Raw genomic sequence first — 23481 nt, 5'->3', positions numbered from 1 at the left:
TTGCCCATTGTCTGCGATCTTCCGTTGGCAAGGCCTTATTGGCCCTCCCCGCCCCGGATTAATCCTATCGTCTTATAGTTCTGACCCGATGAGCGATCATATTAGGCGGGGATAAATAGAGTCACCAAAAATCAACTTTTGTTAACCATTTAAATACGATAGCGGCCAAAAAATAACCCATGCTCTATTACTTGCGATATAGGTATTTCACATACAGTATATCGTTGGTCTTATACCCTGCATTTAATGCAGGCTAATGATCGGAGTGCTGTCCGGCAACGACTCGGAACGCATCGCCGAAGCTATGGAGCTACTGTCGGGTCTCCTGGTGACCACGAACGTCTCGGAAACGATAAGCGGACGGCCAGCCCTTCGGCCAGCCGCCCGCTCATTTTTGCGACCCAACGGAATTATGTCCCGTGCCGACGCCCACTCCCCCCAACTCGCACCAATGCATGCACTGGCCAAACATCAGGGGAAAATGAACGCCGCCGTCCGATGGTGCAGTGGGGATAGCAGCGCCGGATGGTTTAGCAATTCACCCTAAGGGCTATAATCATCGATATAGTCGGCGAATGGAGGCGGAAACGCGATCGTCAGTTCACCGGAATAGCTGGATCGGGCTTGGACATTTGCGCCGCTATTTTTTCCATGCGCTGCGTGCGCTCGCTGGTGGCGCCTGTTGTCCGGCGAAAAAGATCCAATGCATAGCCCACCAACGGCCCAGCCGCGTCCGTCCGTTTGCGCGCCAGATAGAAATCGATCAGGTTTTCCAGCGCCATCTGGCAATTGGGGTCATCTTCGCCCCGCGTCCGCAAATAGCTGTCGAAGACGCGGCGGAGCAATTGTTCAGCCTCGCGATGATTGCCTATTCCTTCCAGCAATAGAGCCAGATCATTTGCGGAAATCAGCGTGCGTGGATCATCAGGTCCGAACAGTTCGTCAGCCAGCGCCAACGCCTTGCGCGCAGCTTCTGTGCCTTCAGACAGTCGCCCGCCTGTGTAAGCGGTCTGCGCTTCTGCCACCAATGATCGCCATTGCTTCTCTCGCGCCTCGGTAACATCGGCAACATAGGGTGCTTGCCCCCATGCGGGAGGCGCCAGGAAAAGCAGCAGCAGTGCACATGCTCGTCCGCTATGGTTGAAGCCGCGAAAGGTCATCCGCTTACTCCTCGATGCGCGCGACGGCCTCGCCCCAGCAAAAGGCCGGAAGCGAAAGCCTCGGTTCAGGAGAGAAGCGCCTCGATCAGCGCCTTCACCTTCTTCTGCCGCCATTGGGGCAGCGGCGCGATCAACCAATAGGCCAGCGCAGACGCCTCCGGCTCCCCCACTTGCCGCACCCGCCCCGCCTCGATATCAGCCTGTGCGAGCAGCAGCGGCACGGTGGCTCGTCCAAAGCCGTTGATCGCGGCTTCGATGGCGAGCCCAGCGTCGGCAACCCGGATCGCTGCCGGTTCACTCGCTGCGGGACAGCCGGGCCAATCGACGCGATGCTCCGGACCTCCCCCAGCCGCTTCGACAGTAACGAAGCTCGCCTCGCCCAGCTTCACCCCTTCATGTTCACCCGGCCCGTCAGCCAGCCGCAAGGCAAGGTCCAGATTGGCCTCTGTAAAATCCAGCGTCTCGTCCGCTGCCACCAGAGCGAATTTGAGATCGGGCTGGCTCGCCGCATAGCTGGCGAGGCGCGGTTGAAGCCATTTGGCCGTGACGTCTCGCGGCGCGGCGATGGTCAGCGAAGAACTGGACTGCCCCGCCTGCATGGCTCGCACTGCTTCCTCAAACTCCAGAAAGCCCGCGCGCAAGGCTTCAAGGCCCGCTTCGGTTTCCGGGGTCAGTTCCAGACCCTTGGGCGTCCGGCGGAACAGGACAACGCCCAGCAAATCCTCCAGCGCCCGGATCTGCTGGCCAACGGCTGCCGGTGTCACCGCCAGTTCATCGGCTGCCCGGGTAAAGGAAAGGTGCCGCGCGGCCGCATCCAGCACGCGCAGGCCGTTCAACGGCAAATGCGTACGCTTCATTCGGCAACCGCCGGGGCTACGAGCGCGAAATGAGGGATAGCGATGTCGAACGTCTCCCCGCTGGCGCCAATCATATGATAATGCCCGCGCATCGATCCTGTCGGCGTGTTGAGGGGGCAACCCGAAACATAGTCATAGCTTTTCCCCGGCTGTACCACCGGCTGCTCGCCCACGACGCCATCACCGTCCACCCGATGCTGCGCGCCACGTCCATCGATGATCACCCAATGGCGCGTCAGCAACTGCACGGGCTGATCGCCGCTATTCTCGATACGAATATGATAGGCCCAAAACCAGCGCCCCCGGTCAGGCTCTGACTGTTCCGGCAGGAACGTAACGGCAACATGCACGTTGATATCACGTGTGGTCGCATGAAAGGGAAAGAGCGCGTTCACGGTAAAAGAAATGCGCCTTTCCCCCTGCTTTCGTCAACGGCCTATCGACTTCAGAGCGCGATCAAGATCCTCGATCACATCATCCGCATCTTCAAGGCCGACATTCAGCCGCAGCATATCCTCGGTGATGCCGACCTCCAGCCGCGCCTCTTCGGCCATACCGAAATGCGTCGTCGAAGCGGGATGGGTCATCAGGGACCGGGAGTCCCCGATATTATTGCTGATATCGACCAGCTCCAGCCCGTTAAGCAGGCCATGGGCCTCTTTCCGTCCGCCACCGACATAGAGGGAGAAGATAGGTCCTGCCATCTCCATCTGCTTTGCAGCCAAAGCATATTGCGGATGGCTTTCCAGCCCCGGATAAAGGACCTTTGCCACCCGGCCCTCCAGAAACTTCGCTACCTTAAGGGCATTCTCGCTCTGGCGGCGGATGCGCAGGTCCAGCGTCTCCAACCCCTTCAGCACCACCCAGGCATTGAAGGCGCTCAGCGTCGGCCCGGTATTGCGGTGGAACGGCAGCAACGTGTTGATGATGAAATCCTCGGTGCCACAGATAGCACCGGCCAGAACACGGCCCTGCCCGTCCATCATCTTGGTCGCGCTATAGGCGACCACGTCCGCCCCGAATTCCATCGGCCGCTGAAGTGTTGGCGTCGCAAAGGCATTGTCGACGACGCTCGTGACGCCATGCTTCTTCGCGATGCCGCACACCGCCTCCAGGTCCACGACATCCATTGTGGGGTTGGCGGGCGTTTCGAAGAAGAAAACCTTCGTGTTGGGCCGCACAGCCGCTTCCCAGGCAGCATTGTCGGTTGCATCGACGGTGGTCGTCTCGATCCCGAACTTGGGCAGCAGCGTGTCCGTCAGCCAGCGGCATGACCCGAACAGCGCCTTCCCAGCCACCACATGGTCGCCCGCCGACAACTGACACAGCAGTGCCGCCGTCATCGCCGCCATGCCGGTGGCGGTCGCACGGCATGCTTCGGCGCCTTCCAGCAGCGCGATGCGCTTTTCCAGCATCTCGACCGTCGGGTTTTGCAGGCGGCTGTAGGTCATGCCCTGCTGCTCGCCGGCGAAGCGCGCCGCTGCGTCTTCGGCGCGATCGTAGCAATAGCCGCTGGTCAGAAACAGCGCTTCGGACGTTTCGCCCCACTCGCTGCGCGCGCTGCCGCCCCGCACCGCAAGCGTAGCAGGCCGCCAATTCTTGGTGATCGCCGGGTCCTGCCCGCTCCTGCGCTTCATTGCTTCTTCCTTACTTCAAAGCCGCCAGTACCGCGTCGCCCATCTCGACCGTAGTCATGTTTCCGCCAAGGTCAGGGCTGCGCGCGCCATTGGCAAGCGCCTTGGCAACGGCAGCCTCGATCCGGTCGGCCTGTTCCGGCATGCCCAGCGAGTAGCGCAGCATCATCCCCGCCGACAGGACCGTTGCCAGCGGATTGGCCTTGCCCTGCCCGGCGATGTCGGGAGCGGAGCCATGGATCGGCTCATACAGACCCTGCTTGCTGTCGTTGAGTGTGGCCGAAGCCAGCATGCCGATCGATCCGACGCACATGCTCGCCTGATCCGACAGGATATCGCCGAACATGTTGCCAGTAACGATCACGTCGAACTGGCCCGGATCGCGCACCAGCTGCATCGCGGCATTGTCCACATACATGTGGGACAGGGCAACGTCGGGATATTCGGCCGAAACCTCGATCATCACGTCGCGCCACAGCTGGCTGGTTTCCAGAACATTGGCCTTGTCCACCGAGCAGAGCTTGCCCCGGCGGGCACGCGCAGCCTGGAAGCCCTGATGCGCAATCTTGCGCACCTCCTCTTCATTATAGGACATGACGTCATAGCCTTCGCGCAGCCCTTGGGCCGTCTTGCGCATGCCCTTTTCACCAAAATAGACGTCGCCATTGGTCTCGCGCACGATCAGCAGGTCGATGGCGCTCGCCACCTCCTTCTTCAGGGCAGACGCGTCCGCCAGCTCCGGAAAGACCTTCGCGGGACGCAGGTTGGAGAACAGCCCCAGTGCCTTGCGCAGGCCAAGGATCGCCTGCTCAGGCCGTAAATGCCGCTCCAGCGAGTCGCAATCGGGATCGCCGACAGCGCCAAACAGGATGGCGTCCGCGCGGCGTGCGATATCCAGCGTTTCGGGCGGCAGAGGATGTCCCACCGCCTTGTAGGCAGCGCCGCCAACCAGCCCTTCCTCATAGGTCAGACCGTCAATCGCCAAGGCGTCGAGCACGCGCCGTGCCTGCGCAATGATCTCTGGGCCGATACCATCTCCGGGGAACAGGGCGATCAACATGGCGCGAAAACTCCTTCAATGTCGTGGCCGCCCCTTATGAAGCCGCCGCGCCTCACGCAACCGCTCTTTTCAACCTGTCGACCAGCCTTTCGCGCGCGGCCAGCGTATCGGCCCGCCAATCGGTCAGCACCGACCGTTCCAGAAAAAAGCCGGTCAGCCGTAATCCGTCCAATATGCCGGGCCAGTCGCCGCTGCTTCCCTCCAGCAGAAAAGGCGGCAGCGGCAGCAACCGGCTCTCATATCCAGCAGCGCCCGCCCTGCTGACCGCCGCCGCGCTGCGCGGGCTGACAAAGGCCAGATCTTCGGCACCACCTGTCGCTGCGCACCGACCAAAATCGAGACCAAAGCCGAGTTCCGCCAACAACAACAATTCGTAGCGCACCAGCGCCGCCGCCCATCCCCGCGCGGCGGGCGCCGCGTCGATCGCGCCCAGCACGCCATCTAAAGCCTGATAGAGTGTCGGATATGGCGTCCCTTCCGGTAGAGCCGCCGCCGTCAGCGCGCAGACCCAGTCGATCGCTGCGGCAGGCAAGGGCTCAGATAGCAAAGGTGCGCGGCTATGTTCCATTTCGACGGTCAGCCCGGCAAGCTGCTCTTCAGTGCGGGCACGGAACTCCGCCTTTACGCTATTTCCGGGCAGCAGAACCGGGCGCAAGGCGCGGGATCGGCCTCCACGCACATAGCCCGCCAACAGTCCATGATCCGGCGTCAGAAGGCGCGCAATGGCTCCATGTTCGCCATGGGAACGGACCCCGCAAACCAGGGCAGGAGTGATCAGCACCGCCATGCATCATCCTTAACCGTGCAGAACCCTTCGCGCCACTGCTGGGGAGGCACCAGATGCCGGGTCGATATAGGTTGTTTCTGTTGCCCGCCTGTGGTGAAACATAGGTGTGGGAGTCGGGGGACAAGCCACCATGTTGAATATGCGCAAGGCGTCATCTTCCGTAATGGAGCGCCTGGTGCTCTGGTTGGGTCGATCACCGACGCTGGGTTTTGCCGTATCCCGCGTCGCCTTTGCCGTTGCCGCCACTTGGCAGATCGGCGCGATGTTCAACAACGAACCTGACTTCGCCCGCACCATCACACTTTTGCACGGTGGCGTCTGGCTCTGGACCCTGTTCGGCATTGTGCAGCATATGCTGGCGCCACCGCTTGGCTTGCTGGTCCGGCCTCTGTCACTGATCCTCGACGCGATCATCTTCCTGACGGTGATCGCCCTCTGCCAGCCTTTGCAGATCGCAGCCCTCGCCTGCCTGTTCTTCGTCGCCTGGTCAGCCTCGGAACGCTTTGGCCGTGGCTCGATAATCGTCCTTGCGCTTTGCCTCGTTCTCGCATTCCTGGCGCGGGGTTCCTACGAAAGCTGGGCCGCCGAACGCCATGTGGCAGAGGTGGATCGAGCGATCGATGGGATCACCGTGATCATCGGCTGCACCATCGCCGCGGCGATGCTCAGCATGTCGATACTTGAAAGGCGGCTGATCGATTGGTCGGAACGACTGCAGGCCGTCGGGCTATCTTTCCAGAAATCTCTTCCGCGCTTCGTGGTGGAGCAGGTATCGGAACTGATGGCGGCACGCTATTGCGCCCTCGTCTGGCAGATGGACGATGGCCCCATCAACTGTGAGCTTATCAATGCCGACGGCGTCCATGCCATCAGTCTGCCACAGCCGCAGGTGGAAGCATTGCTGGGCATCGCACCACCGGAAGCGCCCTTTCTCTATTCCGGTCAATCGAGCCGCCTGTTGCTGCGCAACCGCCTCGGCATAACTCGAAATGAAAAGGCTTCTCACCTGACGGAAGCGATATCCGACCTGCTGGGCGCAGGTCAGGGTTTGAGCTTTCAGGTCCAGGCCGGTGATCTGCGCGGCCGCATTTTCGTCGGCACGCGCCACGGCTGGTCGCCCGCCGCCCTCTTGCGCGCGCTGCGCATCCAGGAAGGGCTTGAGCTATTCCTCGATCGGCATTTCTTCCTGCTCGCCTGGCGCGATCGAACCTTTGCCGAAGCACGTCTCGCGCTCAGCCGCGATCTGCACGACAGCGTTCTTCAGACCCTTGCCGCTCTTCGCGTCCGCCTCGTGACCGCGCAACATGGGCTTGCCGCTAGCGATGCCCCGCATCACCTGGCCGAATTGCATGCGATGGAAGAACTTGTCACCGCCGAACAGGCCCATCTGCGCCGCCTGCTCAATGTGACCGGCACCAGACCGGACGATGTCGATCTGGTCCGCGATGTCGAAAGCTGCTGCCGCTTCATTGCCCTGCAATGGGGAATTGAGTGCCGATTGAACCCGGTAGACCATCCCATGATGGTCACGTCCGAAACGGCCGCGGAAGTGGAGTTCCTGCTCCGGGAGGCTACCGCCAATGCCGTAAAGCACGCCGCCGCCCAGCATATTACCATCTCACTTGCTCAGGCCGACGACGAGATAATGATCGCGCTCAAGGACAATCCGGGCGACCGGGGGATCGAGCAGCAAAGCTATACCGGCGACTTCGAATTGCAATCGCAGTCCATCATGAAACGGTTGGGCAAGATCGGCGGCACCGCCTATTTCCACAACTTAAGCATGAATTCATTAATTTCCATTAGATTACCTTCATCCTTACCGAGGTCCGCAATATGATGGCTCAGATAGCGATAGTCGACGACCACCCCATCTTCCTCGATGGCATGGCGCAGTTTCTGAGCTCGCACGGGCACGACGTCGTCTTCTGCGCGCGTTCTGTCGGCGAAGCCGTTTCGCGCCTTCGGGAGGATCAGCCGGACCTGCTGATCCTTGATGTGAGCATGAAGGACGGTGGCGGCCTCGCGATCCTGTCTGCCATCCGCGACAGCGGCAGCAATGTTCCCGTGATCTTCATGACCGTTCACATCCGCCCTGACCAGACGCTGGAGGCGATAAAGCTCGGCGTCGATGGCGTGGTCCTGAAGGATAGCGATCCCAATGAACTGCTCTCCTGCATCACGCAGGTTCTGGGCGGCAACAAAAGCATTGCGCCCGCCGTGATGGAACAGGCCCTTGTGCACAGCATCTCGGCCCCGCCCAACGACAACAACGCGCTTTCCAGCCTGACCGACAGGGAAATGGAGATCGCCGGATTTATTCGGGCCGGCCTCCGCAATCGCGAAATCGCCGCACGGTGCGGCCTGACCGAAGGAACGGTCAAGGTGCACCTGCACAGCATCTTTCAGAAGCTCGGCATCAAGTCCCGGTCCGAACTGATCATCATGATGTTGTCGATGGACAGCGCTATACCGGCGGTGGGCCTACACTGAGCAGATCAGCTATCCCCACAACTCGGCCCGTTTCCGGGCCGAGCTTGTCGAAGCCCGCAACCGCCTCGGAGCGAACATCATCTCACGGCCATCACGAAGGATGCGTCAGCCGGTCCAGCGTGACCCAGCCCTCGACATAATTGGCATAATATAGCCCGAACAACATCGCCGACAGGACCGTCGCACGTAACGCAACGATGCCGGGCCGGAAGTTGCTGGGCGCGCTCTCAGCCTGCCCTTTCAGCATCACCTCACCCGTTTCATCGGGCGTGCGGATGCCGAAAGGCAGAACGATGAACGCGCTGATCACCCAGAACAGCACATAAATAGCCAGGATTGCGTACCAGTTCATGATGCGGAGCCTTAGGCGCGAATGAGCAGAACGTCCACCACCGGCTTCTTGCCGGTCCAGCGCGTGGCCGTCCGCCGCACTGCCAGCCGCACACGCTCGCGCAACGCTTCCTCTTCCTGAGACCCCTTGCCCACGGCCTCCGCCGCTTCCTCCGCAGCTTCTGCCAGGAAAGCTGCCTTATCCTCTTCCACCGGCACGCCTTGGGTCCGCAATGCCGGATCGCCCACGACCTTGCCCTTGCGGTCCAGCGCAACGGCCACGCTGATCTGCCCGTGCAGCGCGATCTTGCGGCGCTCGTTCATCGTCGATCCGTCTGCAGGCAGGATCACATCGCCATCCAGCACGAGCCGCCCTGTGGCCTCATGCCCGATGATCTCGGGACCATTGGGCGCCAATCGCAACATATCGCCATTGGACTGCACGATGGCGCTGGGGACGCCACTTGCCAGACCAAGCCGCGCCTGCTCCGCCATGTGCCGCCGCTCGCCATGGACGGGCAGCAATATCTGCGGCCGGACCCAGCGATACATGGCTTCAAGTTCGGGTCGCCCCGGGTGGCCCGAAACATGGACCTCGGCCTGGCGATCCGTCACCATCAGCACGCCCTTGGTCGCCAAAGCATTCTGGATACGCCCAATCGCGATCTCATTACCCGGTATCTGCTTGGACGAGAAAACCACCAGATCCCCGGTGTCCAGCTTGATCGGATGACTGTCGAAAGCAACGCGAGACAAGGCCGCACGCGCTTCACCCTGCCCGCCCGTGGCGATGATCATCACCTCGTTACGGGGCAGCGCCATCGCGTCATCCCAATCGACCGTCGGCGGGAAATCCTTGAGATATCCTGCTGCCTTAGCGGTTGAGATGATCCGGTCCAGCGATCGCCCGGCCACGCACAGCTTGCGTCCGACCGCATTCGCCACTTCGCCGAGCGTCTGCAAACGCGCCGCGTTGGAGGCGAAAGTGGTAACCAGCGCCCGCCCCTTCGCGCCGGTGATCGTCTGCATCAGCCCTTCGCGCACATCAGCTTCGGAGCCGCTCGCCTCGGAATTGAATACATTCGTACTGTCGCAAACAAGCGCCAGCACGCCCTCATCACCGATCGCGGTCAGCTCCTCGGGGGTCGAAGGCTGGCCCAGCAATGGCTTCTCGTCGATCTTCCAGTCGCCCGTGTGGAAAACACGTCCGTGAGGCGTGTCGATCAGCACAGCATTGCCCTCGGGGATCGAATGGGCCAGCGGCACATAGCGGAAGCCAAACGGCCCCAGCGCGAAGCTGCCTTCATTGTCGATGACATTCAGCTTGACCTCTTTGGTCAGCCCCTCTTCCTCCAGCTTCAACCTGATGAGGCCCGCCGTGAACGGCGTCGCATAAAGCGGCACGCCAAGGTCAGCGGCCAGATAGGGGATGGCACCGATATGATCCTCATGCCCATGGGTGAGCACGATGCCCAGCAGGTCGTCGCGACGCTCTTCGATGAAGGACAGATCGGGCAGCACCAAATCAACGCCGGGATAAGCCGGGTCCGCGAAGGTCAGGCCAAGATCGACCATCACCCACTTGCCCTGGCAACCATATAGATTGACGTTCATGCCAATCTCTCCCGACCCGCCAAGGGCCAGGAAGAGCAGCTCGTCTTTAGGTATCATCAGTTCTTCAAACTCCGTTCGTGCAACAGCGCCAGACCCAAAATGGTCAGGTCCGGCGCGATCGCATCGAAAATTTCACTATTCTCATCAAACAGGACGGCCAGGCCGCCTGTCGAAATCACTTTGGCTGGGCGGCCAATCTCCGCCCGCGTTCGGGCAACCAGCCCTTCCATCATCGCGACATAGCCCCAGAACACGCCGATGTGCATCTGCGCTTCCGTCGTGCGACCGATAACCGAACGGTTCTCCGGCGGCGCAATGGCAATCTTTGGAAGCTTGGCAGCGGCCGCGACCAATGCATCGAGCGACAGGTTGATCCCCGGCGCAATGATGCCACCCTTGTACGTCCCCTGATAATCGATGACGTCGAAGGTGGTCGCTGTTCCAAAATCGATGACGATCAAATCGCCTTCGTACAAATGGTGGGCGGCAATGGCGTTTACAACCCGGTCGGCACCCACGGAAGCAGGCTCCGCCACGTCCAGTTCAATGCCCCATTCGACCGGCGCCTGCCCCGCGACCAGCGCGGCTGTCTTGAAATATTTCTCCGCCAGCACCTGAAGATTATGCAGCGCGCGCGGCACGACGGTGGCGATGATGACCGCATCGACATCCGCAAGGGCATAGCCTTCCAGCATCAGTAACTGGTTCAGCCACACGGCATATTCATCCGCCGTCCGGCGAGGATCTGTCGCGATCCGCCAACGCGCGCGAATCTCCCGCCCTTCAAGCAGCGCGAAAACCACATTGGTATTGCCCGCGTCGATCGCGAGAAGCATGGCCCGTCCCCGGATATCAGATGAGAAGGATGTCGCCCGCATGAATGGCACGGGTGTCGCCATTCGCCAAGCGGAGGATCAGCATGCCCTGCTGATCAAGCGTATCGAAACTGCCCTCGACGGTCTCGCCGTCAGGCTGGACGACCCGCATCGCAGTGCCGCTGGGATGCGCGTTCAGCAACCAATGCGCCCGCACCGGCTCCAGCCCTTGCGCGCGCCAAATCGCCAGCCAATGTCCGAATAATTCGGCCAATCTCTCCAGAAGCGCGCCAGCTTCTGCATCGGCAGCCCCCTGCGCCGCCAGACTGGTAACAGGCCGGTCCAGCCCGACCGGATGACCCACTACATTGATGCCGATCCCGACCACGATGGCGTCACCCGCCCGCTCCAGCAGGATACCCGCGATCTTCGCGCCATCGGCCAGAACGTCATTGGGCCATTTGATCCGCGCTTGCCCCTCGCACAAAGGGGCCACCAACGCATGCACCGCATTCGCGGCGACCAGCGCGAGTAGATGGGCAGGCGGATCACCCGCCCGCAACTGGACCAGCGTGGAACAATAGAGATTACCTACAGGACTTTCCCAGGTCCGGCCCATGCGGCCTCGACCACCCACTTGCCGTCCTGCGCGCAGCCACGTGCCTTCCGCCACGCCCTGCTCCGCCAACGCCAGCATGTCGGCGTTGGTGGAGCCGGTCTCTTCGACGAAGCGAATATCGCTCAGAATAGCGACGCCGCAGCCGCCGCGCTTGCCTTGTCCAGCACGGGGTTCAACAGATATCCGACGACGATCACAGCCGCACAAGCGGTCAGGATGATATTCTCGACCGCCCCGCCCCGCGCTTCATAAGCTGCGGCAGGCTCATCGAAGTACATCGTCTTGATGATCTTCAGATAATAGAATGCGCCAATCACCGAAGCCGCGATACCGAACGCCGCCAGCGCGGTCAGCCCCGCAGCCACCGCCGCATCGAACACCAGGAACTTCGCCCAGAAACCGAACAGCGGCGGGATACCGGCCATGGAGAACATGAAGATCGCCAGCGCAGCAGCCAAGCCCTTCCGCGACTGCGACAGACCCGCAAGGCTCGCAATACTCTCCACCGGACGTCCCTCGGCGTCCCGCATCTGCAAGATACAGGCAAAGCCGCCGATCGTCATCACGACATAGATCGCCATATAGCTCATCGTCGCCGCCACGCCCGCAGGGGTAGCAGCAGCAAGACCGATCAGCGCGAAGCCGACATTGTTAATCGATGAATAGGCCATCAGACGCTTGATGTTCGTCTGGCCGATGGCCGCCACCGCGCCGAAGATGATCGAAGCCAGCGCCACGAAGATAACGATCTGCTGCCAGTCGAGCCCCGCGGGACCCAGCGCCTCAATCGCGACACGCACGGTCAAAGCCATCGCCGCAACCTTGGGCGCGCTGCCGAAGAAGGTCGTAACCGGCGTCGGCGCACCTTCATAAACGTCGGGCGTCCACATGTGGAACGGCACCGCGCTCATCTTGAAGGCAAGACCGGCCAGCAGGAACACCATGCCGAACAGTTCGCCCTTACCCACGCCATCACCCAGCGCGACGGCGATGCCATCAAAGCTCGTGCTGCCGGTAAAGCCGTAAAGCAGCGCCGTGCCATAAAGCAGGATGCCGCTCGCCAACGAACCGAGCACGAAATATTTAAGGCCCGCCTCGGAAGACCGCTCGTCCTGACGCATGAAGCTCGCCAGCACATAGGCGGCCAAGCTCTGCATCTCCAACCCGACATATAGCGTCAGCAAATCACCGGCCGACACCATCATGCCCATGCCGATGCTGCTGAACAGAATCAGGACGGGATATTCCGGCCGCAACGCGCCATCGACGAGGAAGTAGCGCGGCGCGAGCAGGATCGCAGCGCCCGCCGATGCGTAGATCAGCGCCTTGGCAAAAACCGAAAACGCATCGGCCCGCACCAGCCCGTCAAAGGCGAGTGGCCCATGCGCCAAGGAAACCGGCAGCATCAAACCCGCAACGAGCAGGGTCAGCACCGACAGCCAGTTGACGGCGCGCGCGGTCCCGTCACCGCCAAAAGCGGCGATCAGCAGGAGGACCAGCCCACCCGCCGTGAGGACAAGCTCCGGCAGAACGGCAAGAAGGGAAGCGGAATCAATCATCAGTGCGCCTCCCCCGACGCTTTTTCATGGGACATTGCGCTATGGTCTTCGCCCTGATGAGCCGCCGCCGGTGGGACAGCCGGACCCATCTTGATCCTGGAATCGCCCACGGGAGCCGCAGAGGCAATGCGGGCTTCCAGCGCACGAATGTCAGACCGCATCGGCGCCAGGAAGCTCTCCGGATAGATGCCCATCCACAGGACGGCAGCAGCGATCGGCGCCAGCAGCCACATCTCCCGCATCGACAGATCCGGCATCGCCGCAGCATCGGCATTCTTCTGCTCGCCATAGCAGATGCGGCGGTAGAGATAGAGCATATAGGCCGCGCCCAGAATGATGCCTGTCGTGCAAACCAACGCGACCCAGCTCGAAGCCTGATAGATGCCCATCAGCGCCAGGAATTCACCCACGAAGTTGCTCGTGCCCGGCAGGCCGACGGACGCCATGGTGAACAGCAGGAACAGCACCGCATATTTCGGCATATTGATGCTAAGGCCGCCATAGCGCGAAATCTCGCGGGTATGCAGTCGATCATAGATGACGCCGACGCACAAGAACAGCGCGCCAGACACCAGGCCATGGCCCAGCATCACCATCATCGCGCCTTCGATACCCGCCTGGTTGAAGGCGAACAGGCCGACCGTCACGATCGCCATATGCGCGACCGAGGAATAGGCGATCAGCTTCTTCATGTCGGTCTGCACCAGCGCGACGAGGCTGGTGTAAACCACCGCCACCATCGACAGCCCCCACACCAGCCACGCCAGCTGCGCCGAAGCTTCCGGGAACATGGGCAGCGAGAAGCGGATAAAGCCGTAGCCACCCATCTTCAGCAGCACGCCAGCCAGAATGACCGAACCGGCCGTCGGCGCTTGAACGTGCGCGTCCGGCAGCCAGGTGTGGACCGGCCACATCGGCATCTTGACGGCAAAGCTCGCGAAGAAGGCCAGGAACAGCCAGACCTGCACATGCGGATCGAAATTATAGGCCATCAGCGTCGGGATGTCGGTGGTGCCCGCGTCGTGCACCATCCACATCATCGCGATCAGCATCAGCACCGAGCCGAGCAGCGTGTAGAGGAAGAATTTATAGGACGCGTAGATGCGATCCGCGCCGCCCCAGATGCCGATGATCAGATACATCGGGATCAGGCCAGCTTCGAACATCACATAGAAGAGGTACAAATCCTGCGCCGTGAAGACGCCGATCATCAACACCTCCATGAACAGGAACGCCGCCATATATTCGCCGACGCGCTTCTCGATCGCCTGCCAGCTCGCGCCGATACAGATCGGCATCAGGAACACGGTCAGCATGATCAGGACGAGCGCGATGCCGTCGATCCCGAGCGCCCAGGCGAAACGACCGAAAATCGGCGCATATTCCTGGAACTGCCACTGCGCCGCGCCGCCCGACTGATCGAAATTCGCCCAGAGCAGGACGCCGAGCGCCAGATCGACCAAGGTCGCCAGCAACGCGATCCAGCGCGCCTGGTTCGCACCCGCATAGAGACAGGCGATGGCCCCCGCCATCGGCACTGCCATCATCAGGGAAAGGATGGGGAAGCCGTCCATTATCGTGTCATCGCCCAGGTTGCGGCCGCGGCGAGGCCGATCAGCATCACCAGCGCGTATGTGTAGAGGTAGCCGGACTGAAGCCGACGGGTGACTTTATTGCCCTGCACAACCAGCGCGGCGAGCCCATTCGGCCCGAAGCGGTCGATGAAGCCGACGTCACCGAACTTCCAGAAGAAGCGGCCGATGGCGAAGGCAGGCTTGACGAACAGGAAATGGTACAGCTCGTCAAAATACCATTTGTTGAGCAGGAACTGGTACAGAACTCCGAACTCCGCCACGAAACGGCGCGGCCAGTCGGTATTCTTGATGTAGCTGAGCCACGCAATGACGAAGCCGGTCAGCATCACCGTGAACGGCGCGAACTTGACCCAGACCGGCACTTCATGCGCGGCGTGCATCAGATGGCTGTCGAACGCCAGCGCGCCCTTCCAGAACTCGACGCCGCCTTCGGCCCCGATAAACTGGTCGTGGAAGATCAAGCCAGCGAACACCGCGCCGAGGCTGAGCACCACCAGCGGCAGCAGCATGACCCAGGGGCTTTCATGCGGATGATAGCCGCCGGTCCCGATCGCGACATGACCATGATCGTCATGCGCCTCATGCCCATCATGCTCAGCCTCTTCCTCCGGCGATTCATGATGGCCATGGATCGCATGCTGGATATGCTCCGAAGCAGCCCAGCGCGGCTTGCCGAAGAAGGTGAGGAACACGAGGCGCCAGCTGTAGAAGCTGGTGAGCAGCGCAGCGAAAACCCCGACCAGGAACGCGCCGGTGCCATAGCCGCCAGCAGCGAAAGCCGATTCAAGGATCGCGTCCTTCGAATAGAAGCCCGCAAAGCCATAGCCGATCAGCGGCAAGCCAACGCCGGTGATGGCGAGCGTGCCGAGAGTCATCGTCCAGAAGGTGATCGGAATCTCCTTCCGCAGTGCGCCATAGTAACGCATGTCCTGTTCATGGTGCATCGCATGGATCACCGATCCTGCGCCCAGGAACAGCAGCGCCTTGAAGAAGGCATGCGTGAACAGGTGGAACATCGCCGCGCCATAAGCGCCAACGCCCGCCGCGAAGAACATGTAGCCAAGCTGCGAACAGGTTGAATAGGCGATGACCCGCTTGATGTCATTCTGTACCGTGCCGACCGTCGCCGCGAACAGGCAGGTCGCCGCGCCGATGAAGGTGACGAAGCCCAACGCCGTCGGTGACACCTCAAACATCGGCGACAGGCGACAGACCATGAACACGCCTGCGGTCACCATCGTCGCCGCGTGGATCAGCGCCGACACCGGCGTCGGACCTTCCATCGCATCCGGCAGCCAGGTGTGGAGGCCAAGCTGCGCCGACTTCCCCATCGCGCCGATGAACAGCAGCAGGCAAAGCACGGTCATGGTATCAAAGCGATAACCAAGGAACCCGATGGTCGAACCGGCCATGGATGGTGCCGCTTCCAGGATTTCCGGGATCGATATGGTGTTGAACACCAGATAGGTGCCGAAAATGCCCAGCATGAAGCCAAGGTCGCCGACGCGGTTGACAACGAACGCCTTGATCGCTGCGGCATTGGCACTCGGCTTACGGAACCAGAAGCCGATCAGCAGGTAAGAGGCCAGACCGACGCCTTCCCAGCCAAAGAACATCTGCAACAGATTGTTTGCCGTCACGAGCATCAGCATCGCGAAGGTGAACAGCGACAAATAGGCAAAGAAGCGCGGCTGATCCGGCTCCTCCTCCATATAGCCCCAGCTATAGAGGTGGACGAGGCTCGACACGCTGGTGATGACCACCAGCATGACCGCCGTCATGGCATCGACGCGCAGCGCCCATTGAGCATCAAAACTGCCCGACTGAATCCAGGTGAAGGCGGGCGCCACATAGGGTTCCGCATGCCCGGTCAGGAAGGCGATGAAGATCGGCCAGCTGAGCGCACAGCTGACGAACAGCGCGCCCGTAGTGATGATCTTCGCAGGCAGCTTGCCCAGCGCCTTATTGCCAAGGCCCGCGATGACAGCCGCGATGAGCGGAAGAAGGACGATAAGCTGGATCATCGAGCTTTAGCCCTTCATCCGGTTGACATCATCGACGGCAATGGTGCCGCGACCACGGAAATAGATGACGAGGATGGCAAGGCCGATGGCCGCCTCACCCGCCGCGACAGTCAGCACGAACATGCTGAACACCTGCCCCACCAGATCGCCCAGAAAGGCGCTGAAGGCGACAAGGTTGATGTTCACGCTCAGCAGGATCAGTTCGATCGCCATCAGGATGATGATGACATTCTTGCGGTTGATGAAGATGCCCAGCACCCCCATCACGAACAGGATCGCGCTGACCACCATATAATGCTGAAGGCCGATCACAGCTCCACCCCCTGCCCCACGGGCTGATTGACGTTGCGCACGGCATCCTGCGGACGGCGGCGGTTCTGACGGGCAATATTCTGACCCTTTACGCCGCCGCGTGCACGATGGGTCAGCACGATCGCACCGATCATCGCCACCAGCAGCACGATGCCTGCCGCTTCAAACAGGAAGATATAGCGCGTGTAGAGCAGCGTCCCGATCGCCTGTATATTGGACAGCTCCGGGTTCACCGGTGCCGCGCGCTGCGCCAGCTCAATCGGCCCCGCGCTCCAGATGCCAATACCCAACACAATCTCAGCCAGCAGCACCAGCGCGACCAGCATGCCGAAGGGCAGATAATCGACGAACCCGGCCCGCAATTCCGCGAAGTCGATGTCGAGCATCATGACGACGAACAGGAACAGCACGGCGACCGCGCCCACATAGACGATGACGAGCAGCATCGCGATGAACTCGGCACCCAGCAGCACCATCAGGCCCGCCGCGTTGAAGAACGCGAGGATCAGCCACAGTACCGAATGAACCGGATTGCGCGACAGGATCGTCAGCGCGCCGCTGCACACCACCAAAGTGGCGAACAGGTAAAAGGCAAGCACGTGAATCACAGGATCATATATCCTCTTCGATCGGGTCGCGGCTTAACGATAGGGTGCGTCGGCGGCAAGGTTCGCGGCGAGCGCGCGTTCCCATTTGTCGCCATTTTCAAGAAGCTTCGCCTTGTCGTAGATGAGCTCCTCGCGAGTTTCCGTTGAAAACTCGAAGTTCGGGCCTTCTACGATGGCATCCACCGGGCAGGCTTCCTGACAGAAGCCGCAATAGATGCACTTCGTCATGTCAATGTCGTAGCGCGTCGTGCGGCGGCTGCCATCGTCACGTGGTTGCGCCTCGATCGTGATCGCCTGAGCCGGGCACACCGCCTCGCACAGCTTGCACGCGATGCAGCGTTCCTCCCCATTGGGATAGCGGCGCAACGCATGCTCGCCCCGGAACCGCGGCGAAATCGGGTTCTTCTCATAGGGGTAGTTGATCGTCGCCTTGGGCTTGAAGAAATATTTCAAGGTCAGGGCGTGCGCCTTCACAAATTCCCAGAGGGTGAAGGATTTGACATAATAGCCGATCATTTTTGCGTACCATTCGTGAAAGCGGAGAGCGTCACGTCGAGCATCACCTCGCAGAGACCCCGAAAGGTGCGGAGAGCCATGATCTTCCCGTCCTGCGAGCTTTCGGCCTTTGAATCGAAATGACTAATATCAGCGAGAACGAGTTTGCCATCGTTGGAGCGGCTAAAGATGCTCAAAAGCGCAGCTGGCGGGCCGCCCTTACTGCTTGGATCGAAGTAATTCACAGTGAATTTGTCCGGCCATTCATCTGACACCCAAAAAGTCATCCGGTTGCCTTCGGCCATACCGCCACGGACAAACAGCTTACCCGTATCTACGAATTGGGGCGTTTTGACATTGGTTCGACCCATCTGGCCATACCATAACGTAAGCTTCTCAAAGGTCGTCAATCCGGTTTGAAAGCTGCAACTGAAGCCCTGACCCGCTTTCTCCGGTATAGCCGCAGCAGCAGGCTGGGACATTAGAGCCAGCACCAAAATTGAAAGGGTGCGAAACTTCATCTTACGCCCCATACCTCGTCAGCATCAAGAAGCCCGATACCAGGAACACAAACAACAGCGACGTCGGCAGGAATACCTTCCAGCCCAACCGCATCAGCTGATCATAGCGGTAGCGGGGCACCGTCGCCTTCACCCAGGAGAAGACGAAGAAGAAGAACAGGATCTTGGCAAACAGCCAGATGATCCCGGGCACATAATAAAGCGGCGCCCAATCGATCGGGGGCAGATAACCACCCCAGAACAGGATCGCGTTCAGCGCGCACATCAGCAGCACGTTCGCATATTCGCCGAGCCAATAGAGCGCAAACGACATGGACGAATATTCGGTCTGATAGCCCGCGACCAGCTCGCTTTCGGCTTCGGTCAGGTCGAACGGGGCACGGCCCGTTTCCGCCATGGCCGATATCAGGAACATGATCGCCATCGGGAACAGCAGCGGATTGAACGCATGGCCGTTGATGAAGCCATAATAGCCGCGCTGGCTTTCCACGATCGTGGTCAGGTTGAAGCTACCCGCCCACAGCACCACGCAAACCAGGATGAAGCCGATCGACACCTCATAGCTGATCATCTGCGCGCTCGCGCGGATCGCGGAGTAGAAGGGATATTTGGAGTTGGACGCCCAACCCGCGAGCACGATGCCATAGACGCCCAGCGAACTGATCGCGAGAATATAGAGCAGGCCGACATTGATGTTGGCCAGCACCACGCCCGCCTGGAACGGGATCACCGCCCAGGCAATCAAGGCCACCGTGAAAGTAATGATCGGCGCGATCAGGAACAGCGCGCGATTGGCGGCCGAAGGAATGATGGTTTCCTGCAGGAACACCTTAGCCCCGTCCGCAAAGGACTGGAGCAGGCCGAAGGGACCCACGACGTTCGGCCCCCGGCGCAGCGCCATCGCCGCCCAAATCTTGCGATCCGCATAGATGATCATCGCCACCGCCAGCATCAGCGGCAGGGCAATCACTAATATGCCGATGACAGTGGACAGCAGCCACGCGCCGTTAAAGGGCATGCCCAGATTTTGGAAGAAAGCGGTCACTCTGCGGCCTCCGCGAAGCTCGTCCCATGGATCAGCTCGGCCGAGCATTGCTGCATCGTCGGGCTGGCGCGGCAGATGGCGTTGGTCAGGTAGAAATCCTTGATCGGCGAGCCAAACTCACCGCTGGCCCCGGTCGGCAGCGACGGTACGGACCAGCCATAATCGGCGAGGCCCTCGACGCCCAGCGCCGGAACCGCCTTGGCCATTTCCGCCCGCAGCGCATCGAAGCTGTCGAACGGCAAAGTCGCGCCCAGAACTTCCGAAAGAGCGCGCAGGATCGACCAGTCCTCACGTGCATCACCCGGCGCGAACACGGCCTTTTCACCGCGCTGCACCCGGCCTTCCAGATTGACGTAGGTCCCCGCCTTCTCGGCATAGCTCGCGCCCGGCAGGATCACGTCCGCCGCATGCGCGCCCTTGTCGCCATGGTGGCCGACATAAACCTTGAAGCTGTCGTCAAAGGCCGAATAATCGACCTCGTCCGCACCCAGCGAGAAGAGCAGCTTCGGTTTGGCCGCAGCCACAGCCTTGACCCCACCCTGCGTCGCATAGCCGAGCATCAACCCGCCCATCCGCGCCGCGGCGAAATGCAGGACATTATAGCCGTTCCAGCCGTCCTTGATCAGGCCCAGCGTCTCGACCAGCGCCAGCGTATCGCCATGCGCGCCGTCCTTCGCCAGCACGCCACCACCAACGATCATCGCCGGACGCGCAGCCTTGCCGAACGCCTCGACGACAGCTTGCGGCAGCTTGCTCAGCAGCGAGGCATCATTACCCAGCCACTCGACCTTATAGGTAAGATCGACTTGCGGGCCGAGCGCAAATACCTTCGCACCCCTCTTGATCGCCTTGCGAATGCGGGTGTTCACCAGCGGCGCTTCCCAGCGCAAATTGGTGCCGACCAGCAGAATCACGTCCGCCGTCTCGATGCCGTTCAGCGTCGTGTTAAAGTTCACCGCCGACAGGCTCGATACATCATAGGCCAGACCCGTCTGACGCCCTTCGAGCATCGAACCGCCCAGCTTCTCGACCAGCACCTTGCCCGCGAACATGGTTTCGCAATCGAGCAGGTCTCCGGCCAGCGCCGCGACGCTGCCGCCATGCTGGACAGCGGCGATCGCCTTGAACGCTTCTTCCCACGTGGCGGCAACCAGCTTGCCGTCCTTCCGCACGAAAGGCTTGTCCAGCCGCTTGCGCACCAGACCATCGACATTGTGCCGGGTCTTGTCGCTCGCCCACTCCTCGTTCACATCATCATTGATGCGCGGCACCGCGCGCAGCACCTGACGGCCACGGCTGTCCAGGCGGATATTGGTGCCGACCGCATCCATCACGTCGATCGCCGGAGTCTTGCGCAACTCCCACGGACGCGCCTCAAACGCATAGGGCTTCGACGTCAGAGCGCCCACCGGGCAGAGATCGACCACATTGCCCGACAGCTCGCTCTTCGCGGCATGCTCGAGATAGGTGGTGATCTGCATATTTTCGCCGCGATAAATGGCGCCGATTTCCGGCACCCCCGCAACTTCTTCTGCAAAGCGCACGCAGCGGGTGCACTGGATACAGCGGGTCATGACCGTCTTTACGATCGGCCCCATATATTTCTCAGTGACGGCGCGCTTATTCTCCTCAAAGCGGCTGCCGCCACGGCCATAGGCGATCGACTGATCCTGAAGGTCGCACTCACCGCCTTGGTCACAGATCGGGCAGTCGAGCGGATGGTTGATGAGGAGGAACTCCATCACCCCTTCGCGCGCCTTCTTCACCATCTCGGTCTGGGTGAAGATTTCCTGATTGTCCGCAGCAGGAAGCGCACACGACGCCTGCGGCTTGGGCGGCCCGGGCTTCACCTCGACTAGGCACATGCGACAATTGCCCGCGATGCTCAGCCGCTCATGATAGCAGAAGCGCGGGATTTCCTTCCCCGCCATCTCGCAAGCCTGCAGGACCGTCGCGCCCGCCGGGACTTCCAGTTCTACGCCGTCAACTCTGACTTTAGGCATCGATGAGGCTTCCATCGCTAGATATGATTTTGCAGTCGACGCTCAACTTGCCGTCATCTGCATCGGGAACCGAGCGGAGATCTTGCGGCAATTTTATGGCTTTACCTTCAAAAGAGACAAAATGCTGCTGAAACACTAGAAACCGCTCGCCAGCATCCTCCCGAACAACATCAATCCGAAAGAGCTCAGTTCCGCCATCTTTCGTTAAATAGTTCCGGCACATTTTGACAACCAGAGCATTCACGTCAGATGCGGAGGGCGTTGCAGTCTTCGCGCGCCTCAGAGCAGCCGCCATCTGCTTCCAATTAAAGTCCCTGTTAGGCCTTAACTCGTTTGCAGCTTCTGTTGCGCAAACCGCCACGAGACGGAGCGCTAACGCCGCGCTTGGCGCTTGCGTATCAGTGCTCCAGACAGGCGGCGGCATCGCTATCCAATTGTTTGCAGAAACAGGAGCCTTTTCCCAGGCACATGCGCTCCAGGATGGATCACCAACTTTCGCCTGAGCGGGGATCGCGAAGAAGCATGACGCACCCAATGCCAAAGCAAGAATAAATCGCGATCTCACTCCGCAGCCTCCATCACAGGTGCGCCGCGTTCGTTGATCCGCCGCTCGATCTCGGGACGGAAGTGCCGGATCAGGCCCTGGATCGGCCAAGCCGCCGCGTCGCCGAGCGCGCAGATGGTGTGGCCTTCGACCTGCTTGGTGACCTGCTGCAGCATGTCGATCTCGCCGATATCCGCCTCACCCGAGCGCAAACGCTCCATCACGCGCCACATCCAGCCAGTACCTTCACGGCAGGGCGTGCACTGGCCGCAGCTCTCATGCTTGTAGAAGTAAGAGAGACGCGAAATAGCGCGGACGATGTCGGTCGACTTGTCCATGACGATGACCGCAGCCGTGCCAAGACCGGAGCCAACTGCCTTCAACCCATCAAAATCCATCGGCGCGTCCATGATCTGCGCGGCCGGAACCAGCGGCACCGAAGAACCGCCAGGAATCACTGCCAGCAGATTGTCCCATCCGCCACGAATGCCGCCGCAATGCCGATCGATCAGCTCCTTGAAGCTGATGCCCATCGACTCTTCGACAACGCAGGGCTTGTTCACATGGCCGCTGATCTGGAACAGCTTGGTGCCCTTGTTCCCTTCGCGGCCGAAACTGGAAAACCATTCGGACCCACGGCGCAGGATCGTCGGCGAAACCGCGATCGATTCCACATTGTTCACCGTCGTCGGGCAGCCATAAAGGCCAGCTCCTGCCGGGAAAGGCGGCTTGAGGCGCGGCTGGCCTTTCTTGCCTTCCAGGCTTTCAATCTGCGCGGTTTCCTCACCGCAGATATAGGCTCCCGCGCCGCGATGGACGAAGACGTCGAAATCATAACCAGAGCCGCATGCGTTCTTGCCGAGGAAGCCCTTTTCATAGGCCTGTTCTACAGCGGCAAAGAGCACCTTCGCTTCATAGATGAACTCGCCGCGAATGTAGATATAGGCCGCGCGCGCCCGCATCGCGAAACCGGCGATCAGCGCACCTTCGATCAGCTTGTGCGGATCGTGGCGAATGATCTCGCGATCCTTGCACGAACCCGGCTCGGATTCATCCGCGTTGATGACGAGGAAGCTCGGACGGCCATCCTTGCTTTCCTTCGGCATGAAGCTCCACTTCATACCGGTCGGAAAGCCCGCGCCACCACGGCCGCGCAGGCCCGACGCCTTGATGCGCTCGATGATATCGTCCTGGCCGATTTCCATCAGCTTCTTGGTATTGTCCCAATCGCCGCGCTTCATCGCCGCCTCGATGCCCCAATCCTGGAAGCCATAGACGTTGGTGAAGATGCGGTCCTTGTCGGCAAGGGGTGCGATGACGTCGCTCATGCGCGGCCTCCAGCATTCGTCATGCCAGCGAAAACTGGCATCTCAGGCATGAGCGCGCTGAGGATGGAGACCCCAGCT

General features: G+C 60.8%; 23 protein-coding genes. 2 read left to right on the top strand and 21 right to left on the bottom strand.

Annotated features, from left to right (window positions below; translation table 11 throughout):
* Positions 1–596: 596 nt before the first annotated feature.
* The 6 genes from ACZ5TB_RS02425 to recO all read right to left on the bottom strand — a co-directional run bounded on the left by ACZ5TB_RS02425 (position 597) and on the right by recO (position 5498).
* Positions 597–1160, bottom strand: a complete 564-nt coding sequence (locus ACZ5TB_RS02425) for a tetratricopeptide repeat protein (protein WP_464791881.1) — start codon at positions 1158–1160, stop codon at positions 597–599.
* Between the two features lie 65 nt (positions 1161–1225).
* Entirely contained in the window at positions 1226–2017 is a 792-nt protein-coding gene (locus ACZ5TB_RS02420) for a LysR family transcriptional regulator (RefSeq protein ID WP_464791880.1), read from the bottom strand.
* Positions 2014–2412: a Co2+/Mg2+ efflux protein ApaG gene (gene apaG / locus ACZ5TB_RS02415; protein ID WP_464791879.1), complete on the bottom strand. Its 399-nt coding sequence runs from the start codon at positions 2410–2412 to the stop codon at positions 2014–2016. The genes ACZ5TB_RS02420 and apaG overlap by 4 nt, the downstream gene beginning before the upstream one ends.
* A gap of 33 nt (positions 2413–2445) precedes the next feature.
* A complete protein-coding gene (metZ, locus tag ACZ5TB_RS02410) occupies positions 2446–3654 on the bottom strand; it encodes an O-succinylhomoserine sulfhydrylase (RefSeq protein ID WP_464791878.1) in 1209 nt (402 codons plus the stop codon).
* Between the two features lie 10 nt (positions 3655–3664).
* The gene (gene leuB, locus ACZ5TB_RS02405) at positions 3665–4711 is read right to left on the bottom strand and encodes a 3-isopropylmalate dehydrogenase (RefSeq protein ID WP_464791877.1); all 1047 of its coding nucleotides are present in this window, start codon (positions 4709–4711) and stop codon (positions 3665–3667) included.
* A 52-nt stretch (positions 4712–4763) separates the two neighbouring features.
* On the bottom strand, positions 4764–5498 hold the full coding sequence (gene recO / locus ACZ5TB_RS02400) for a DNA repair protein RecO (protein ID WP_464791876.1): 735 nt from the start codon (positions 5496–5498) through the stop codon (positions 4764–4766).
* Positions 5499–5661: 163 nt separating this feature from the next.
* Here recO and ACZ5TB_RS02395 point away from each other — a divergent pair, with 163 nt between their 5' ends.
* Together ACZ5TB_RS02395 and ACZ5TB_RS02390 are read left to right on the top strand one after the other, a co-directional pair.
* Positions 5662–7338 carry a sensor histidine kinase gene (locus tag ACZ5TB_RS02395; RefSeq protein ID WP_464791875.1) on the top strand — a complete coding sequence of 559 codons (1677 nt, stop codon included), beginning with the start codon at positions 5662–5664 and terminating at the stop codon, positions 7336–7338.
* Positions 7335–7991, top strand: a complete 657-nt coding sequence (locus ACZ5TB_RS02390) for a response regulator (protein ID WP_464791874.1) — start codon at positions 7335–7337, stop codon at positions 7989–7991. Before ACZ5TB_RS02395 ends, ACZ5TB_RS02390 begins: the two co-directional genes overlap by 4 nt.
* Positions 7992–8082: 91 nt before the next feature.
* Here ACZ5TB_RS02390 and ACZ5TB_RS02385 read toward each other — a convergent pair whose 3' ends face one another.
* The 15 genes from ACZ5TB_RS02385 to nuoF are packed head-to-tail and all read right to left on the bottom strand — an operon-like array spanning position 8083 to position 23403.
* Positions 8083–8343, bottom strand: a complete 261-nt coding sequence (locus tag ACZ5TB_RS02385; RefSeq protein WP_464791873.1) for a DUF1467 family protein — start codon at positions 8341–8343, stop codon at positions 8083–8085.
* 11 nt (positions 8344–8354) lie between these two features.
* Positions 8355–9992 (bottom strand): ribonuclease J, encoded by a 1638-nt coding sequence (locus ACZ5TB_RS02380; protein ID WP_464791872.1) that lies wholly within the window; start codon positions 9990–9992, stop codon positions 8355–8357.
* On the bottom strand, positions 9992–10771 hold the full coding sequence (locus tag ACZ5TB_RS02375) for a type III pantothenate kinase (protein WP_464779205.1): 780 nt from the start codon (positions 10769–10771) through the stop codon (positions 9992–9994). Before ACZ5TB_RS02375 ends, ACZ5TB_RS02380 begins: the two co-directional genes overlap by 1 nt.
* Positions 10772–10787: 16 nt before the next feature.
* Entirely contained in the window at positions 10788–11447 is a 660-nt protein-coding gene (locus ACZ5TB_RS02370) for a biotin--[acetyl-CoA-carboxylase] ligase (protein ID WP_464791871.1), read from the bottom strand.
* A 44-nt stretch (positions 11448–11491) separates the two neighbouring features.
* A complete protein-coding gene (gene nuoN, locus ACZ5TB_RS02365) occupies positions 11492–12928 on the bottom strand; it encodes an NADH-quinone oxidoreductase subunit NuoN (protein ID WP_464791870.1) in 1437 nt (478 codons plus the stop codon).
* Positions 12928–14502, bottom strand: a complete 1575-nt coding sequence (locus tag ACZ5TB_RS02360) for an NADH-quinone oxidoreductase subunit M (protein WP_464779202.1) — start codon at positions 14500–14502, stop codon at positions 12928–12930. The genes nuoN and ACZ5TB_RS02360 overlap by 1 nt, the downstream gene beginning before the upstream one ends.
* The gene (nuoL, locus tag ACZ5TB_RS02355) at positions 14502–16547 is read right to left on the bottom strand and encodes an NADH-quinone oxidoreductase subunit L (protein WP_464791869.1); all 2046 of its coding nucleotides are present in this window, start codon (positions 16545–16547) and stop codon (positions 14502–14504) included. The genes ACZ5TB_RS02360 and nuoL overlap by 1 nt, the downstream gene beginning before the upstream one ends.
* Before the next feature lie 6 nt (positions 16548–16553).
* Complete coding sequence (gene nuoK / locus ACZ5TB_RS02350; protein WP_019053664.1) at positions 16554–16838, bottom strand: NADH-quinone oxidoreductase subunit NuoK; 285 nt, start codon at positions 16836–16838, stop codon at positions 16554–16556.
* A 17-nt stretch (positions 16839–16855) separates the two neighbouring features.
* Positions 16856–17467 carry an NADH-quinone oxidoreductase subunit J gene (locus ACZ5TB_RS02345; protein WP_464791868.1) on the bottom strand — a complete coding sequence of 204 codons (612 nt, stop codon included), beginning with the start codon at positions 17465–17467 and terminating at the stop codon, positions 16856–16858.
* Between the two features lie 33 nt (positions 17468–17500).
* On the bottom strand, positions 17501–17983 hold the full coding sequence (nuoI, locus tag ACZ5TB_RS02340; protein ID WP_464791867.1) for an NADH-quinone oxidoreductase subunit NuoI: 483 nt from the start codon (positions 17981–17983) through the stop codon (positions 17501–17503).
* Positions 17980–18483 (bottom strand): hypothetical protein, encoded by a 504-nt coding sequence (locus ACZ5TB_RS02335; RefSeq protein WP_464791866.1) that lies wholly within the window; start codon positions 18481–18483, stop codon positions 17980–17982. Before ACZ5TB_RS02335 ends, nuoI begins: the two co-directional genes overlap by 4 nt.
* A 1-nt stretch (position 18484) precedes the next feature.
* The gene (gene nuoH, locus ACZ5TB_RS02330) at positions 18485–19528 is read right to left on the bottom strand and encodes an NADH-quinone oxidoreductase subunit NuoH (protein WP_464791865.1); all 1044 of its coding nucleotides are present in this window, start codon (positions 19526–19528) and stop codon (positions 18485–18487) included.
* Positions 19525–21531 (bottom strand): NADH-quinone oxidoreductase subunit NuoG, encoded by a 2007-nt coding sequence (gene nuoG, locus ACZ5TB_RS02325; protein WP_464791864.1) that lies wholly within the window; start codon positions 21529–21531, stop codon positions 19525–19527. The genes nuoH and nuoG overlap by 4 nt, the downstream gene beginning before the upstream one ends.
* Positions 21524–22096: a hypothetical protein gene (locus ACZ5TB_RS02320; RefSeq protein WP_464791863.1), complete on the bottom strand. Its 573-nt coding sequence runs from the start codon at positions 22094–22096 to the stop codon at positions 21524–21526. The genes nuoG and ACZ5TB_RS02320 overlap by 8 nt, the downstream gene beginning before the upstream one ends.
* Positions 22093–23403 (bottom strand): NADH-quinone oxidoreductase subunit NuoF, encoded by a 1311-nt coding sequence (gene nuoF / locus ACZ5TB_RS02315; RefSeq protein WP_464791862.1) that lies wholly within the window; start codon positions 23401–23403, stop codon positions 22093–22095. The genes ACZ5TB_RS02320 and nuoF overlap by 4 nt, the downstream gene beginning before the upstream one ends.
* Positions 23404–23481 lie beyond the last annotated feature (78 nt).

The sequence above is a fragment of the Sphingobium sp. TomTYG74 genome, from assembly GCF_055393875.1.
This window is presented reverse-complemented; position numbering and strand designations above follow the sequence as displayed.

Excerpts from the sequence above, each read along its gene's own strand:
- ACZ5TB_RS02425 (WP_464791881.1), bottom strand. The coding sequence starts at position 1,160 with ATGACCTTTCGCGGCTTCAACCATAGCGGACGAGCATGTGCACTGCTG.
- ACZ5TB_RS02420 (WP_464791880.1), bottom strand. The coding sequence starts at position 2,017 with ATGAAGCGTACGCATTTGCCGTTGAACGGCCTGCGCGTGCTGGATGCG.
- metZ (WP_464791878.1), bottom strand. The coding sequence starts at position 3,654 with ATGAAGCGCAGGAGCGGGCAGGACCCGGCGATCACCAAGAATTGGCGG.
- leuB (WP_464791877.1), bottom strand. The coding sequence starts at position 4,711 with ATGTTGATCGCCCTGTTCCCCGGAGATGGTATCGGCCCAGAGATCATT.
- recO (WP_464791876.1), bottom strand. The coding sequence starts at position 5,498 with ATGGCGGTGCTGATCACTCCTGCCCTGGTTTGCGGGGTCCGTTCCCAT.
- ACZ5TB_RS02395 (WP_464791875.1), top strand. The coding sequence starts at position 5,662 with ATGGAGCGCCTGGTGCTCTGGTTGGGTCGATCACCGACGCTGGGTTTT.
- ACZ5TB_RS02390 (WP_464791874.1), top strand. The coding sequence starts at position 7,335 with ATGATGGCTCAGATAGCGATAGTCGACGACCACCCCATCTTCCTCGAT.
- ACZ5TB_RS02385 (WP_464791873.1), bottom strand. The coding sequence starts at position 8,343 with ATGAACTGGTACGCAATCCTGGCTATTTATGTGCTGTTCTGGGTGATC.
- ACZ5TB_RS02380 (WP_464791872.1), bottom strand. The coding sequence starts at position 9,992 with ATGATACCTAAAGACGAGCTGCTCTTCCTGGCCCTTGGCGGGTCGGGA.
- ACZ5TB_RS02375 (WP_464779205.1), bottom strand. The coding sequence starts at position 10,771 with ATGCTTCTCGCGATCGACGCGGGCAATACCAATGTGGTTTTCGCGCTG.
- ACZ5TB_RS02370 (WP_464791871.1), bottom strand. The coding sequence starts at position 11,447 with ATGCTGGCGTTGGCGGAGCAGGGCGTGGCGGAAGGCACGTGGCTGCGC.
- nuoN (WP_464791870.1), bottom strand. The coding sequence starts at position 12,928 with ATGATTGATTCCGCTTCCCTTCTTGCCGTTCTGCCGGAGCTTGTCCTC.
- ACZ5TB_RS02360 (WP_464779202.1), bottom strand. The coding sequence starts at position 14,502 with ATGGACGGCTTCCCCATCCTTTCCCTGATGATGGCAGTGCCGATGGCG.
- nuoL (WP_464791869.1), bottom strand. The coding sequence starts at position 16,547 with ATGATCCAGCTTATCGTCCTTCTTCCGCTCATCGCGGCTGTCATCGCG.
- nuoK (WP_019053664.1), bottom strand. The coding sequence starts at position 16,838 with ATGGTGGTCAGCGCGATCCTGTTCGTGATGGGGGTGCTGGGCATCTTC.
- nuoI (WP_464791867.1), bottom strand. The coding sequence starts at position 17,983 with ATGATCGGCTATTATGTCAAATCCTTCACCCTCTGGGAATTTGTGAAG.
- ACZ5TB_RS02335 (WP_464791866.1), bottom strand. The coding sequence starts at position 18,483 with ATGAAGTTTCGCACCCTTTCAATTTTGGTGCTGGCTCTAATGTCCCAG.
- nuoG (WP_464791864.1), bottom strand. The coding sequence starts at position 21,531 with ATGCCTAAAGTCAGAGTTGACGGCGTAGAACTGGAAGTCCCGGCGGGC.
- nuoF (WP_464791862.1), bottom strand. The coding sequence starts at position 23,403 with ATGAGCGACGTCATCGCACCCCTTGCCGACAAGGACCGCATCTTCACC.